A 16,401-nucleotide genomic window follows, 5' to 3' on the forward strand; every position below is an offset into this window, starting at 1 on the left:
ATAATTAAATTTCTAAAAACATTCATTATAAATAATAGATTCTATTAATTCATTAAATTCATTTACTTTTTCTTTATTATCTGAATTTATAGCGTACGTATATGATATATTTTGATCTGGAAGAAAAGACATTTTCGAGGAAAATCCAAAAACTCCTCCTGTATGCATATATTCACTTGTATTAAATTTAAAATTGTAAACATCAAAAATAGCAAAACCATAATAATCATTTACTCTATTATTTATGTCTACCCTTGAAATTAATTTATTAAATTGACTATCATTCAATAATAACTTATTATTTGTAAATAAAGTTCTTAGAAATTTATTTAAATTTATAGTATTTGCAATCATTCCGCCAGCAGAACTTGCTTGAGATAAACTAAAATATTTCACATCAAATCCGTTGGGTGAAAGAATTGAATATCCATAAAAATATCCCGCCATCAAATTCTCAAGCTCAAAATTGGGAATTTCATTATTTGGCAAGTGCTCAACAAAAAAAGTTTGATTTAAACTTAACGGAATTAAAATTCTATTTTTTAACTCCTCTGATATTGAATTCTTAGTTACATTTTCAATTATTTTTCCAAGTAAAATATAATTTGTGTTAGAATATTCCCATCTTTCACCTGGTTTAAAATTTAAATTATCATGAACCACTAAATCTAATAATTCTTCTTTTGTATAATGATGGCTTGGTTGTGATAAAAACTTTGGTGGAATAGGATTTATATCTTTACCTAAGTAATTATTTATTCCGCTTGTCATATTTAATAATTGAGAAATTTTAACCTCACTCCATTTTGGATATTCGATTGGAAAATACTTAAATAAGGAATCATTAATTGATATTTTACCCTCTGATTCAAGTTGCAATATAATCACTGCAATATATAATTTTGTGTTACTACCTATTCTATATAAGCTGTTATTTTTTGTTTTTATTCCATTTATTGATTGTAAACCACTATTAAATGTTATTTCACTCCCATTATTATATTTTGGACACTGCATTGTAAATGATGTTCCTGTACTTGAATGATCATTCTTATTAAATTCATCGATCTTTTGCTGGATTTGACTAATTTCTGTTTTCATTGTTGTATGACTGCATCCAATAATAATATTTAAAAATATTAAAAAATACAAATATTTTAAATTTGAGATAACTTTTATTAAAATCATTTACACCTCTTTTAAAAAATAAATAATATAAATTAGAATCATTTTGTCAATTTTTAACTTAAATAAATTTTATAATAATTTATTTAAATTTATCTATAAAATAATTAAATGCACAAAAAATACAAATTTTATAGATAATCTTATTGATAAAATTAAATATTCAATGTAAATTAAATCAAATTTTAAAACCCAGATTTAAGGAATCTACATGAAAATAAAATATTTTTTTATTTCGATTATTTTTTTATTTTTAGAAACAAATTCATTTGCATTAATTAATTCTTTTAAAATTGATAATTCAAAACTTCTTGTAAATGAAATTTTTAAACCAATTTATGGAAAAAATGGAATTGTGGTTACTGAAGAAGAGATTGCATCAAAAGTGGGAGCAAAAATATTAAGCCAAGGAGGAAATGCAGTCGATGCCGCAGTGGCAGTAGGCTACGCTCTTGCTGTTACATTTCCAGAAGCCGGCAATATTGGAGGCGGTGGCTTCATGATGATTTGGCTAAATAAAGAAAAAAAAGCGATTGCTATAAATTACAGAGAAAAAGCGCCAAAATTAGCAACACGCGATATGTTTTTAAATAAAAAAGGAAATGTAAATGATGACCTAATTGATAAAAGCCATTTATCAAGTGGAGTTCCTGGAACCGTATATGGACTAAATTATGCATTAAAAAAATATGGATCACTGCCCCTGACAATTGTCATGAAACCAGCCATAGACCTTGCCCGTAATGGTTTTCCTGTAACTCATGCATTTTCAAATTCAATAGAAGAATCAAAGGATTTATTATTAACAAGCTCTGAATCTAAAAAAATATATTTTAATAGTAATGATGAAGCTAGAAAAACAGGTGAATTATTTATACAAACAGATCTTGCAAATACTTTAGAAAAAATTTCAAAAGAGGGAACAAAAGCATTTTATCAAGGAGAAATAGCAAATAAAATAGTTCAGGATATGAAAGAAAATAATGGTATAATTACTTTTGAAGATCTTGCAAATTATAAAGCCGAAGAGATGACTCCAATTTTTGGAAAATATAGGGGTTTTAATGTCATTTCCGTTCCTCCTCCAAGCTCTGGCGGCGTAACATTGATTGAGATGTTAAATATTTTAGAAAATTTTGATTTAAAAAATGTTCCTTTAAATAGCGCTAAATATTATCATATCATGACTGAAATTATGAACTATGCTTATCATGATAGAAATAGCCAACTAGGAGATCCAAATTTTATAAAAAATCCAATTCAAAAATTAACTTCAAAAGAATACGCCTATAATGTTTTCAAAAAAATAAATTTAATAAGACATACACCATCATCAAAAATTCAAACAGATGGAATTAAAATAGCATCGGATCAATCAGGTAACACAACACACTTTTCTGTAATTGATAAAGATGGAAATATGGTATCAAATACATACACATTAAATTTTTCTTATGGAAACGGTAAAACTGTGAAAGGCACAGGATTTTTATTAAACAATGAGATGGGAGATTTTACTGCAAAAGTTGGTGTACCAAACTCTTATGGACTTATTCAAGGAAAAGCAAACGCAATTGAACCTCAAAAAAGACCTTTAAGTTCAATGACACCAACTTTATTATTGAATGAAAATTTCGATCCCATTCTTGCTACGGGAGCACCTGGAGGAAGTAGAATTATAACACAAATATTCAATGTATTAGTTAACTATATTGATTATAATAAGAATATTGCTACAGCAACTTCAAAAGCTAAGTTTCACAGTCAATTATGGCCTGATGAAATTTATTATGAAGATGGAATAAGTCCAGATACTTTAGAAAAATTATCTAAAATGGGACATAAATTAAAATTAGGACACCCCTATGGCTCGGTACAAACCGCTGAGCAAAAGAAACAAAACCAAATTTATTTTGGATTTGCTGATCCTAGATCAGAAGGAGATGGAGCAATAGGAGTATTTAAAGAATAAATATATTATTATATTTATTCTTATTTATTTAATCTGTAATTATTTATTTTATATTTAAATAATAAAATAAGGATACGAAAAATAAAACCCAAATAAAAATTATTCTTACACTCATTATATAACCTATATTATTGTGAAATATTAGAAATAGGATATTTTATTTTTTGCATAATGAATATTTTCAATTTTTGTTTTGGCTTTTGTTTGATCTCCCTTTGCTTCCATTTTTGTTTTTGAAAAAATAAATATCCCACAAGAAGTAATAGTGATAAATAATTTAATAAATGTAAATATAGTCATGATATCACCCACTTAAATTAAAGAAAAATCTTAATATAATAAGAGACTTGGAAGGCTAGTAACAAGGGACTAGCACGTTTTACACCAAATTGACTAATCAGTCAATTTGATTTTTCCTTTACTGAAAAAAATATTTTTTTTATTCATTTTTAATAAAATAAACAAACACAAGGATAATAGTTTATTAAATAAAACTATTTGATAAATTATTAATATGATTTTTTTTGATTATTATCCATAATAAATTACAATTATAAAATAGAAAATGAACACCAATTCAATTTTTTCAGAAATTAGTTTTTTTAATTTCTAATAAAAAGCAAGTATTTTTATTAGTTTCATCTATATGAATATTTGCACCATATTTTTGTAAAATATGGCGACAAGAACTTAATCCCAAACCCAATCCAATAGATTTTGTAGTAAATAATGGTTCAAAAATTTTATCACATATATCCTTTGGAATTCCATTCCCACTATCTGTGACTTTTATTTGAACTATTCTTTCATTTAAGTCTTCCCATGATATTTGTAACCATGCGTCTTTTGTTTTTTCTACAGCATCACAAGCATTTTTTATTAAATTCACTATGACCTGAAAAAAATTACTGTATCCTATCCATACACAAGTATCTTGATTACCTAATAATTCTTTAATAATTACTTTTTTTTCAAGTGAATAATATTTACAAATTTCAATTGCTTCCTTACAAATATTTTTTAAATTAAAAAGATTTGGTTTTTCGAATTCTTTATTTTCAATTATATTATTATAGTTTTTGATCGTATTTTTTATAGAATTAGCACCCTTTTCTAAAAGTTCTAATGCAGTTTCTATTGAATAATTAGAGTTTAAAGCATCTTCTTTTTTTAATATATCTGAAGCTATAAAAATAGATGTTAAATAAGTATTAATATTATGTATAATTCCTGAAGCAAAAGTATCAATACTATTAAATTTTTCCGAATTTAATAGCATGGATTCAAGTCTTGCAATTTTTTTCCTTTCCTCAAATTGAGAAATCGCAATATCTATTACAATTTGCATTTCTCTCTCTTGAAAAGGCTTTAAAATATAACCAAAAGCACCTTCTATTTTAGCTCGTTGAAAAGTAGCTGGATCTTGATTTGCCGTTAGAAAAACAATAGGAACTGCTTTTTGTTCCAGAATTTTTTCTGCCGTTTGGATACCATCAACTTCCCCTTTTAAATGAATATCCATTAATATAAGATCTGGCTCATGCAAAAAAAACATCATAATTGCTTTCATTGCATTATCTGAAATTCCTACTACTTGATATCCCATTTCTATTAAGGTGTCTTCTAAATTTTTTGCTAAAATGATTTCATCTTCTACAATAAGAATTTTTATAGATGTTGTATTCATAAATCAGCCTTTTTTAAATAAATTTGTAAACTTACTCCACCTTCTCCATTCCAAATACTTCTGCCATCAAGCTGTTTAATTAATAAACGAATCATTTCGAGACCAATTGAGGAACCTTTTAAATTTTCAATATTTGAACAACCAATTCCATTATCTTTTAGAGCTAATAAGCTATCATTTAAATTATTTTTCCATTCAATTTCAATAATACCGTTATCTCTATTTTCAAATGCATATTTAATTGAATTTGTTATAAATTCATGAACTATTAAACCAACTGGTAAAGCTTTTTGGATTGATAAATTTATTTTTTGTGAAAAATTTGTTTTAAACTCTATTTTATTATTTATTAATAATGAAGATGTATTTCTTATAATAGAAGAAATATATTTACTAATATTTACTTCTCCATAAATATTAGTTTGATATAACAATTCATGTAGCGATGAAATTGCTCTAACTCTACTTTTCATCTCTTTTAAAACATCTATAACTTTATTATTATCTGATTCTTTTATTTTCCAATCAAACATAGCATTTAAAATTGCCAAATTGTTTTTTACACGATGATGTACTTCACTAAGTAAAACTTCTATCTCTTTATTCTTTTTAGATAAACTTAAATTATCATTTGTCAATTTTAAAATATAATTAGATCTAATTGTAAGTAATTTATTTCTTAATTCATTTGCTAAAATTAAATCTTCAGAAGTCCATTCATTTGATTTAAATTTAATTTCTTGTAACCAGGTCTGAAATGAATTTCTAGGATTTAATGTGCCATCTGTTTTGACTTCTAAAATATTTGGATCGCCACTCCATTTATATGTCTGTATCTTTTCTTCTCTAAAAAAACAAAAAAATGTATTTTGTGACTTATCTAAAGATATATAAAGCATTCCTGAGGAAATATTAGCCCATTTTTCAAAATCAGCATCCAAATCTATCATTTTATCCGTGTAAAAAATCTCTTCATTTAATAATTTATTTGAAATTATAATTTTTAATTTATTCAAAAATTCTATTGGTATTTCTAAATCTGATATTAAATTTTCATTATTTCCATAAACAACAAATTTAGAATTAAAATAAATTTTAATGTTTGAAATATCGTTTTTTGATATTTTTCCAATGTCACAGTTCTCATTTTCATAGGATTTTAAAAAGTCAATTATTTTAAAATTTATATCTTGATTTTTTAATTTAATTTTTGAAAATTTCTGAGTTAATAATTTTGATGAAAAAGCCTCAATCAATTTTTTTATTTTAAATAACACAACCAGAGATATATTTTTACTTGAAAAACTATGAATACCTACCAATCCCCTCAATACATTTTCTTCTACAACCGAATATGAAGAGGAAAACTTTATTCCCATATTGCTTAAATATTTAATATGCGTAGCTCCTATTTCTCTAAATAAAGAGTATTTTAAATCATAATTTTTAATACTTCCAATAATAGGCATGGGTGTATACTGCGCATCTTGAATAATTCGAAATCTATTTTCAATATATAAATTTCTAACTGTCATTGGCAAATCTGATGCCGGAAAATGGTGATGTAGTATTGAATTTTTAATATCTTTTGTATCTTCGCCAATCACAAAACCGTGATTATCATTTTCAAACTCACAATAATATACTCTATCAGAGTCTGTAAACTCTCTAATAAATTTACAAACACTTTCTGAGAGTTCTTCTTTGTTTTTTTTAGAGTGAATTGTTTCTTGAATTTCATTTTCAATCATTAATAAATCTTCATAAATATCTTCAGTCTCTTCTTTTATAAAACCTTCAATACAAAGTAAGTTTTGAGAAATAAAAATAACACAATATCTTTTATTAATAATATTATTTATTAAAAAATACAATTCAACTAAAATTCTTCTTTTGAAAATATTTTTTTTAATATTGCTAATAATATTTTTTAGTGTAATTTTAGATTTTTCATTTAAATATTTTAATATTTCTTTCCCAATAAATTGATTATAATTTTCAAGAAATAACTCGTGAAGATTTGAAGAAACGGAATGAATGATTAAATTATCTATATCAATGGCAATAAAAAATGCACAATTTTGAATATTATTAGTAATATTTACTTTTAAATTTTCACAATAATCATACTTTTTAGAACTTACTTTATCAATCATAATACCTAAACCGTTTATTTTAAGATTGCAAATTTTATAATTGATAAAATTGTATTTAAATATTTTAAAATTTGCAATATTTGCTCATATGTCAAATTTAAGTTACTTTCAATTGATAAATAAAAAGAGGATATGATAAAAATTTAGTTTATTTATAAACATTTTCAGGCATTTTTATCTATTCATAATTACGTATATTAAATAATTTAATTAAAGATCATTGCTCTATACTATATATTTATCTGCTTTAAATGTAACTATATCTTTTGAAAATTTGAGGTTCTCAGCAACAATACTATTTAGCCTAAATGTTTCATCTGTTGAAGTTTTAAAGTATTTATTAAAAAATATACTTTTCCACTTATTTAAAAGATAATTATTAGATGTAACCTGAGGTTTTATTTTTTCAAATGAAATAAGCCAACTTCCATCTATAGATGGCTTAAAATATTGAGCATTTGCTGAGGAAATAAAATATAATACACTCATTGATACAAATATTTTTATAAATAAAATCTTTTTCATAGACAAACTCCTTTAATAGAATTTTTTTCTATTATATGTTTATTAATAAAAAGCTTAATTAAAATAATAATAAAATTTATAAATTATTCCTATTTTTAAGCGTAATTAATACAAAAACTTTAACAAGGTGTGACATTATAAATTTTACATAAAATTATACTTTACTACTACATAATTTTCAAAAATTTGTCAAGGGATTAAATTTTAATTTTTAAAAATTAAAATTTATAATGCTTATAATTATAAAAATTGTTTAAATTTTAAAAAATCGAAGTACTGGAATATCAAGTAGAAAATTAAAAATAGAGGCAAATAATGACAATATTTTTATTTTCTTAACTTCATTTCTCGTAACTTTTATTACATTTTCAGGCGTAATTTTATTTTTGGATTCTTCAAATTTTTTTAGAGTAGCAAGAGCAAGAAGTAGAGGAAAAATACAAAAAAATCGAATTCTAAAATTTGTTCGTGGAATTGATTTTAAATATTCTAATGAAATTTTTATATCTTGGTATGCAAGTTGAATAATTTCATTGATTGCTAATTCTGCTTTAGGTCTAAGATTATCTAATAATAATGTATCATGAGTAATTCCATATTTTAATAGAATTTCAGATGGAATATAAATTGAGTTTTCTCCTTTTGCATCCCAAGCAATATCTTTTAAAATATTTATAGTTTGTAAAGCTTCGCCAAATATTGCGGAATTTTTAAGCATTATTTGATAAGATTTATCATTAATGCAGCTACCATATTCTTTCCATAATTCTGTTAATATATACCCAACAGTTCCTGCTACATAATAACAATACTCTTTGTATTCATTCAAAGAAACTATTCTTATGCCGTTTGGATATCTTGTAACAAACAAGGCCATGCCATTTGACATTTCTGTTACCCATTTTTTTAATATTTTTTGAGAATTTGTTGAAAGACTAAAATAAATTTGAAATACCTTAGTCGTATTTCTAACTAAGTCTATATGATATTTATCACCAGTTAATTCATCTGCAATACTATTATAATAATTCGCTTTTTTTAGATCTGTAAAACATTCTATAAATTTATTTAAATATTGTTTCTTTAAATTTAAATCTAAGTATCTATCATCTTCTACTGTATCTATTATTCTACATAATAAATATCCTACTAATACCGATTTTTGTAAATCACCTTTTAAAAATTCAATACCAATTGCAAACGATCTTGAAACATTTGGCAAAATAGTTTTGCAGTAATTTAAAGAATCAATATCACTAAAATTATAAATTTCATTTTCTTTTTTTAAAGATTCCATTCAAGATTTCTTTCTCAATCTTTAGGGTAAGGAATTTGTATAAATGTATTATAAGATAAATCATTTCCTAATATTTCTCGAAATGGAGGTTTATCTATACCATTACCAGGCCATGTTATTTCAATTTTATCGATAATAGGTTCATTCGCTCCTAAGCCAAAATGGGCAACAGGCTCCATTTGACATAAGTAGCCACTGCCAGAACAAATATATTTTGTTTGTGATTTTCCATTCTTTAAATGTAGTCTTACTTTAGCACCTAAGGCAGGAAAACCCTTTGTTGTTAAAGGTTGTACTCTAAACCAATAATTTTTATTATCTACACCTAAAAATAATTTATTTTCATTCGGAAAATGATCGCCAACGGAGATAAATATATCTAAAAATCCATTTCCTGTTAAATCTCCAATAGCAGCACCTGTTCCATTTAAATATTTTCCAGAAAGTGGACCAATATCTAATTCTTCCCATTCTCTGTTACCTAAATAACGAAACATTCTATTTCTATTTTTATTTGTATTTATAAATATTTCTTCATTACCATCATTATCGAAATCAGCAACAATTACGCTACGAATACTTCTGGGTTCAACAAAAAAAGCAGGTGATAAATTTTCAAATTCACCTTCTTTTGTTTGAATAAATATTGAGTTTTTGCTTTCCCAAGTACCAACTACAATATCAGCAAGGCCATTTCCATCAAAATCTGCTACGGCAATCCCTCTAGAATGATTTATATAGTCAGTTAAGGTATAATCTGAGGCAACTTCTTTATATTCACCAGATTCTAATTTTGTAAATAAGGCATTGGGATCATTTTCATTCCCTACAAAGATATCAAGAGCATTTTTATTTATAATATATTGAGCAACAACACTTCGACCACCTGCAAATTGACGCAAGCCAAGTGTTTTTGATAGTTCTTCAATTTTATTATCTTCATTATTATAATTATAAAATAAGCTTGGTGCTTTATAATTTACAACATAAAAAGAATGTTTACCTTCTCCATTATAATCTACAGCGGCAACACTTCTTCCAGAGTAGGGGTTACTCATTTGAGATTTTTTTCCTAAATAGTCTTTAAATACTAACTTCTCAGTTAATGAGCTTCCTCTGACAAAAATACTATCATAATGTGTTTTCATTCCAGAAATTGTATCGGAATGCATCATATAGACAGCAGGTATTCCATTTCCTAAAAAGTCTCCAACACACAAACTAATTGTGGATAACTTAGAGGCTTTAAAGTTTTCGGGAGCTATGTTTGTAAATGTCTGCGTTTTTTCATTATATTTATATATAATATTAGGTCCATGCGCATTTGCAATTAGAATTTCAGGTTCATTATCTCCATCAATATCAAAAATAGTTACTCCATAATATTGTGAAGGTAAATTTCCTTCTAATGCGTATGTTGAATCTTGAAATAATATTTTATTTTTTTTAGCTTTTATTGCCATTCAAATTCCATAAAACTAAAAGGTTACGATAAATAGTATCAAGGTCGTTATGAAACCTCTTCTCCTTTACCGTAACGTGAGAAAAAGAGTAACTGTTTTTATTGAAATCTATTTATTTTTGAAAGCCTAGGGATTAGGTACTTCCTCATCTTGATGAGTAAGCATAGCAGATTGCTCTTCTTTAAGAGCTTTAATCGAAGCTATAAAAAGAGCGAAACAAACAGGCCCCAAAACAGCCCCAGCAACGCCAAACTGAGACATTCCACCAACGATTGCTAGAAATATCCAGAAAAAATTTAAGTCTGCTCCCCCTTTCATAAGAAAAGGTCTCATGACGTTATCTACCAAGCTAACTAAGCCAGCGCAAATTATAATCCCAATGGCAGCACCTAAACGACCTTGGCTAAAATAGCACCAAGCGGCAGCCCCAATCATTACAGGAGCAGTGCCAATTACAGGAATAAATGAAGCAAAAAAAGCAATGATCCCCATTAAAGCAAATCTTGGAATTCCAAATAAAGCCAGTGATGATGTTATTAAAAAAGCCTGAATACAAGAAACAAGAACATTTGCAACAATTAAAGCCTTTAATACGGAAGAGATTGTTTTAGAAATAATTTCTCTTTCTTTTTCCCATGGAATAAGGATTGGTAAAAAATAATTCCGATATTTTTTTCCATGAATCATAAAAAAGATCCATGTAAGAATAAAAACAGAAAACTTTATCATAAATGCGGGGGTTGCTGTTAAGGCAGATCCTACTCCTGAAGCTAAAAAAGTAACAATTTTTTTAAGGACATCTGTAGCTTTAACAATTATTTCTTCAGCAGAATAATGAATTGAAAATTTGTCTAAATAAACACTTATATTACTGGATGCATGTTTAATTGCTTCAGGATTTTTTAATTCACTGTCTAAAGAATTTATTAATGTAACTGACTCCTGAATACCAGTTGTTACTAATGTTAAAACGGGACCAATAATAGCTGTAAGTGTTAAAACAACTAAAATAACACTTAAAAACCATTTCCAAATTTCTTTTTTAAACTTAAATAATTGATATAATTTTTCTAAAACAGATTCATACAAAAAAGCAAATGAAATGCCAAAAACAAATGGCAATAAAAAGGGATAAACAACAAAAAAGCACAGAAAAACAATTATTAGAAAAAAAACTTTAGTCCTATTAAAATACGAAAGCACGACAACCTCCATTTTAAAGTTGCCGTGCTATTCAAAATATAAACTATTTAATTTGTTTACATTCGACTAGATGCAAGGTGTTTTGCACCTGCAGCTCTTAAAACGTCAACAATCTCATCTTTGAAAGAAAGACCGCTTGTTTTAAGTTCGGCAATCATTTTTTCAATGTTACGTTCTGCTTCAATATAATCAAGAGCAACCTTGAATATTTGATCTTGATGCATGGATTCAAGCCAATTTAATCCTTCACGATAAATAACGTGACTTGCCATATGAGCACTTAAAATTGCAATTTTATGCGCCCTTGGAAGTCTATTTAAAATACGGTCTTTATATTTTTCAACCAAAATAGATGGACAGTGCTTTAATAATACAAAAGTATATTTACTAGCAGAAAGATCTTCGTCAGAAAGATCGTTTAACTTATCTAATAAAATATCTTTAGCTTGATTAATTTCAGCAGAAATTTCATAACTTAATTTAACAAGATCCGTTTCATTTTTATTTTTAAGCCATTCACGGAATAATAGTTTAGCTTCTTGATCTGCATTTCTGCGGATTATATCTAAAACTTGTTTAACATAAATATCTTTAATTTCTGAAAACTCTTCAGGTAAAATTGTTAGACAAGCAATAATTTCATAAGAAGAACAACTTACCCCTGCTTTATTTGCAGAACTATCTTTAATAACAACAACACCACTATCTACTATTTTTTGACGAGCTTCTTTTGTAAAAAAGATATTTGCGCCTTCTACAATAGCTAATGAACTTGGTCTTCCATTAGGTAACAAGTATTTATCCCAGTTACTTTCTTTTACTGTATAAGGACGACCACCTGCTGGAATAAAAATTTCAGCTTCTGCCGTTGCGTATAGATTATCTCTTGTTTTAATATTTTCTTTTGAATTTGCAGAAATAACATAAGCCTTACTATCACCGCTTAATTTATTTGGATTAAATTCAACAATAGATTTAGATTCTTTAAATAATCGAATAAGTTCACCCCAATTTAATCCTTTAGGATCATAGGCAGCACCAAATCCGTCTCCAATGGCAACAACACGACAGCGTTCTCCATATTCACGATAAAGAATATTTAATTCATTTCCAGCAACGTCCCCATCTGGACCACCTGTCATTTTTACTCGGAAATTAGAATTTTGTAATCCTAAATATTTTAAAACGTTGTCTACATAAACGTTTACGCCCTCTGAGGTAACACCGTATGTTTTATGATTGATCCCAAAATCAGGCTTAGAAGACATAAAAGCATAAGCGTATTTGTATTTTCTATGAAGAGCGTGTTGAATAATCCAAACAATTAAATCATCTGTAAGATTTTCATCTGGCCCTAAATAAATAATTTCATCTTTGTCGTAATAATCTATAATTCCATCGGCTAAAGCACCTGTTTTGGGATCCGTTACAATAAGATCAAGCAAACCAGAAATAGCCGCTTTTACAGCTTCATTTTTATCTGCACCTGGGCGCACAACCATAACGCATTTACTACCGCCCTCAGGAATATCTTTATTTTTTAATTGTTGGGCAGATGCAAGACCATTTACTTCATCAAAAATGCCGGCAAGAGCATTTTCATAATCACCAGAATTTCGAGGCATAACAACTCTCATGCCTCCCCTAGAAATATCGCGATATCTAACTTGGAACGCTCTAAAGTTACGCCCAATCATATAAAAAATTCCGAAAGGAGTTTCTGGATAAAATTGTTTATCCAAAATAGAAGGATCAATTCTAAAAGTTAACCCTCCCTTAGAAATTAAAAAATAATTTGTTTTTAAAATATGAGAAAGAAAGTTTAATCCCTCTTTTAAAATATTTTTTTCAACAACATCATTCATTTCTGTATATAACATTTGTATTTGTTCGTAATTAAAGCTTGCTTCTTTTTTACGATCGCCTTCAAATCTAGGATCAAATCTTGCTCTAAAATAGCGGATACAATATTCCATATAATTAAAATTATTTGCTATTACTTTAGATACACGATCCGTTGAATAATAATATGGATTTTGTTTAGTTAGAAAAATATGAACCCAATTTGCTAAGGCTCTTACTAAGTTCGTTTCATTCAAACTAAATGGGCTATCCCCAAGCAATAAATTTGAAAATTCATCGCCATGATCAACATAGGATAAAGTTTTTAAACTCTTAAGAACCTTGCCCCAAGCTTTCATGTTATCGGTAATAATTTCGCCCGTTGGACTTGCCGAAATAAGATGTAAAACAGTAAATTTTTGATTATTGGTCATTAATATTTCGTTAGCTAATAGTCTTCTTACTTGAAAATTATAGCGGTTGAAAATTCCAATTATATTTTCCATCGCAGCATTAACTGGAAAGTGCTTAAGACAGATATCAACTCTAACGCGTGTATCTTTTGTTTGCTCGTCGACTATGGTTGTTAAATTTACATAAGAATTTTCATTTTCAATGCAATAATTTACAGCTTCAAAGGCAATTGCCATTTGTTTTGTAGTAGCGACTTCAACATAGTCTTTATCAAGCGATTGAACAAAGGAATCTACCATATAGGAAGATTTATTGGACAGAAGCTTTCTAAGCGAAGCTAATTTTGCTTGAGAAGTTTTTTCTTCCCATGCTTTTTCTGTATTATAGGGAGCTTGATAAATTTCACAGAGTCCAATTTTTTTATCTAATGAATTAAATAAACGTGCTACTTTTGCATGATGACGCGATAAAACAGGGGCAATTCTAACAGATGCTGTTGAGTGCTCACCCGCTGCAATAAAAGTAACAGTTTGAGTGGAGGCACATACCCTCTCAGCAATTTGTTTTTCGCTAAGAACCTTGCCAGAAACGATTTCTAAAATGTCGTCCATGATCGCTTTTTGTGAAGTCGACCATAAATAGAGGGGCGGCATTTGAGATAAAAACCATGGAACAGTGGTTTCAAGTTCTTTGGATATATCATTTAAAATACCGCTTGAAGCATTTGAACAGGCTTTTGAATCCGTTATTCCAGCAAAAAATTTCTCTATGTTTGCTGGTTTTAAAGAGTCAGAAGGCTCTATTTCAGAATCAAGCAATTCAACTTCACTTAACCACTTTTGACTATGAATTTTTGGCAAGGTCATGACTTACTCCACATCGTTTAATTAATAAGAACGAAAGCGTATTGTAGCGCTCGTTCATCAAACTTAAAGTGTAACTAACACATCAAAAGCGGGTTGCAAATTTGTTTCGGGGTTTTATCGGAGCTGAAAATGCAAAAATGAAGAGATGATATACGTAATAATGATGTTATAAATTATAAATAGTTGAAAATTATAAATATTGTTAAGTTTTCATATTTGCCAAAATTACAAAGAATAAATTGACAAAACAACAATATATTAATATTATTAGTATATCTTTGGATATCTAAAACTTAATCTATTTTTAATAATCACTCTGAATTTTAAATTCTATTTAATATTAAATTTTTACTAATAAGAATGGAATTCAATTATTTAGTTATAAAAACTCGGATATAACTAATATCCAATAAAATTCCTAAAACACACATAATTAAGCAATATCAATTATTTACAAAATAATATTGGCACATCAGTGATTATGATTATGGTGCTCTATAGATTTTTTAAATTAAAATGGATTATATTCATTTATTTCTAAAATTTTATATTTTCATTAAATTCCGACATTCAAAATTAAATAAATAATTCATCAAATTTTAATACTATAAATGATAAATTCTATGAGTTTTAAAATATAAAATATTCGCGAATTAAAACTGGAATTTAGCATGAGATTTTTAGAAGATTTAAATGAAAAATATGTATTAAATAAATATTTATGTTCAAAAATTTACAATTTTAATCAAGAAGATTATGTAAACAAGTTTAAAGACCGATTAGATAACAATTTTTCATCTGGTTTATGTTTAGGATTTACCTATTTATTTGCTAAATTTTTATCAAATAGTTTTTTAAAAAATAACAACATATCAGAATTTATTTCTTATTTAGAAACACCAGATTTTATTCATTTCCTAGAAGTTGTAATGTCTATCCAAAAAAAATATATAAATGCAAAAAAACTAAAAAACTACCCAGAAAGAAAACAAGAAATAGAACTAAAAAGAAATCTTAGAAAACTAATTTTTGTTCAAAGTAACAAAAAAGAATTTAAATCAAAATTCGAAGAGATAGTTCAAAACTATATTAATAATTCTGAGGAAACAAAAGAAACATCAGCAATAGAAGTTGAATTTATAAATAAACTAAAAAACAGCCCTAAAAACAACATTAGAGATAAATATGAAATTGATACAAATTTAATTTCTTTTAGCAAACAAATTCAAGATTTAAATAAAAATAAATTAAATGACTTTCAGCAAATCAACAAAGAAAATATCTTAAATTATCTACCTATAAATGCAGATGAAGAAAAAATAGAAAGACTATCATTATATTTAAGTATGGATTTAAACTTCCTTAAAAATAATTTCTATCATATTCATTTCAACAAAATTTACCCTATTTTCGAAAAAATTGAATTTCATCCCGATTTATTATCAGAATCAAATATTCTAAATAACAACAATATTATTTTTAGAACAATTGCATTGCCAACAAAATATGGCGGTCACTCCATCTGTTATGCATTAACTAAAAAAGGAATTTATCTTTTTGATAGCAATTATGGGCTTTATTCTTTTCCTATTCATAAAATTAAAAATTTTTCAGAATTTTTATCCTATTTTATTTTAAATAAATATAAATTTAACCAGAACGAATATATTATTAGTAACTCATTTATATTAAATAAATACAATTAATAAAACTAACAAATTGACTTAAATAATTCTAATATGCTAAAATTAAAAAGATATGGTATTTTTTATATTATAAAATAAAATGGAA

11 protein-coding genes are annotated in these 16,401 nt (G+C 26.6%); 2 read left to right on the forward strand and 9 right to left on the reverse strand.

Translation table 11 applies throughout. The annotated features are described in order from the left end of the window. Positions 1-12 precede the first annotated feature (12 nt). Positions 13-1,188 carry a serine hydrolase domain-containing protein gene (locus tag GCL60_RS06780; RefSeq protein WP_153419512.1) on the reverse strand — a complete coding sequence of 392 codons (1,176 nt, stop codon included), beginning with the start codon at positions 1,186-1,188 and terminating at the stop codon, positions 13-15. Between the two features lie 208 nt (positions 1,189-1,396). Between GCL60_RS06780 and ggt the strand changes: the two genes are divergently transcribed. After that, a complete protein-coding gene (ggt, locus tag GCL60_RS06785; RefSeq protein WP_153419514.1) occupies positions 1,397-3,157 on the forward strand; it encodes a gamma-glutamyltransferase in 1,761 nt (586 codons plus the stop codon). Positions 3,158-3,298: 141 nt separating this feature from the next. Here ggt and GCL60_RS06790 read toward each other — a convergent pair whose 3' ends face one another. The 8 genes from GCL60_RS06790 to GCL60_RS06825 all read right to left on the reverse strand — a co-directional run bounded on the left by GCL60_RS06790 (position 3,299) and on the right by GCL60_RS06825 (position 14,610). Further along, on the reverse strand, positions 3,299-3,457 hold the full coding sequence (locus GCL60_RS06790) for a hypothetical protein (RefSeq protein WP_153419516.1): 159 nt from the start codon (positions 3,455-3,457) through the stop codon (positions 3,299-3,301). Positions 3,458-3,743: 286 nt separating this feature from the next. Then, a complete protein-coding gene (locus GCL60_RS06795; RefSeq protein WP_153419518.1) occupies positions 3,744-4,844 on the reverse strand; it encodes a response regulator in 1,101 nt (366 codons plus the stop codon). Next, positions 4,841-7,000 (reverse strand): histidine kinase dimerization/phosphoacceptor domain -containing protein, encoded by a 2,160-nt coding sequence (locus GCL60_RS06800; RefSeq protein WP_153419519.1) that lies wholly within the window; start codon positions 6,998-7,000, stop codon positions 4,841-4,843. Before GCL60_RS06800 ends, GCL60_RS06795 begins: the two co-directional genes overlap by 4 nt. A 225-nt stretch (positions 7,001-7,225) precedes the next feature. Continuing rightward, positions 7,226-7,525, reverse strand: a complete 300-nt coding sequence (locus GCL60_RS06805) for a hypothetical protein (RefSeq protein ID WP_153419521.1) — start codon at positions 7,523-7,525, stop codon at positions 7,226-7,228. Between the two features lie 253 nt (positions 7,526-7,778). Beyond that, positions 7,779-8,822, reverse strand: coding sequence for a squalene/phytoene synthase family protein (locus GCL60_RS06810; protein ID WP_153419523.1), 1,044 nt, complete (start codon positions 8,820-8,822; stop codon positions 7,779-7,781). Between the two features lie 14 nt (positions 8,823-8,836). After that, entirely contained in the window at positions 8,837-10,285 is a 1,449-nt protein-coding gene (locus GCL60_RS06815; protein WP_153419526.1) for a CRTAC1 family protein, read from the reverse strand. 126 nt (positions 10,286-10,411) lie between these two features. Then, positions 10,412-11,488, reverse strand: coding sequence for an AI-2E family transporter (locus tag GCL60_RS06820; protein ID WP_161998109.1), 1,077 nt, complete (start codon positions 11,486-11,488; stop codon positions 10,412-10,414). A gap of 56 nt (positions 11,489-11,544) precedes the next feature. Then, entirely contained in the window at positions 11,545-14,610 is a 3,066-nt protein-coding gene (locus GCL60_RS06825) for an NAD-glutamate dehydrogenase domain-containing protein (protein ID WP_153419530.1), read from the reverse strand. 671 nt (positions 14,611-15,281) lie between these two features. Here GCL60_RS06825 and GCL60_RS06830 point away from each other — a divergent pair. After that, the gene (locus tag GCL60_RS06830) at positions 15,282-16,316 is read left to right on the forward strand and encodes a hypothetical protein (protein WP_153419532.1); all 1,035 of its coding nucleotides are present in this window, start codon (positions 15,282-15,284) and stop codon (positions 16,314-16,316) included. The last annotated feature ends 85 nt before the right edge of the window (positions 16,317-16,401 follow it).

Origin of the sequence: Silvanigrella paludirubra (assembly GCF_009208775.1) — a bacterium.
In the GTDB taxonomy this organism is placed as follows: domain Bacteria; phylum Bdellovibrionota_B; class Oligoflexia; order Silvanigrellales; family Silvanigrellaceae; genus Silvanigrella; species Silvanigrella paludirubra.

Bases quoted from the DNA above. Each gene is read 5' to 3' on its own strand.
- GCL60_RS06780 (WP_153419512.1), bottom strand. From the start codon at position 1,188: ATGATTTTAATAAAAGTTATCTCAAATTTAAAATATTTGTATTTTTTA.
- ggt (WP_153419514.1), top strand. From the start codon at position 1,397: ATGAAAATAAAATATTTTTTTATTTCGATTATTTTTTTATTTTTAGAA.
- GCL60_RS06790 (WP_153419516.1), bottom strand. From the start codon at position 3,457: ATGACTATATTTACATTTATTAAATTATTTATCACTATTACTTCTTGT.
- GCL60_RS06795 (WP_153419518.1), bottom strand. From the start codon at position 4,844: ATGAATACAACATCTATAAAAATTCTTATTGTAGAAGATGAAATCATT.
- GCL60_RS06800 (WP_153419519.1), bottom strand. From the start codon at position 7,000: ATGATTGATAAAGTAAGTTCTAAAAAGTATGATTATTGTGAAAATTTA.
- GCL60_RS06805 (WP_153419521.1), bottom strand. From the start codon at position 7,525: ATGAAAAAGATTTTATTTATAAAAATATTTGTATCAATGAGTGTATTA.
- GCL60_RS06810 (WP_153419523.1), bottom strand. From the start codon at position 8,822: ATGGAATCTTTAAAAAAAGAAAATGAAATTTATAATTTTAGTGATATT.
- GCL60_RS06815 (WP_153419526.1), bottom strand. From the start codon at position 10,285: ATGGCAATAAAAGCTAAAAAAAATAAAATATTATTTCAAGATTCAACA.
- GCL60_RS06825 (WP_153419530.1), bottom strand. From the start codon at position 14,610: ATGACCTTGCCAAAAATTCATAGTCAAAAGTGGTTAAGTGAAGTTGAA.
- GCL60_RS06830 (WP_153419532.1), top strand. From the start codon at position 15,282: ATGAGATTTTTAGAAGATTTAAATGAAAAATATGTATTAAATAAATAT.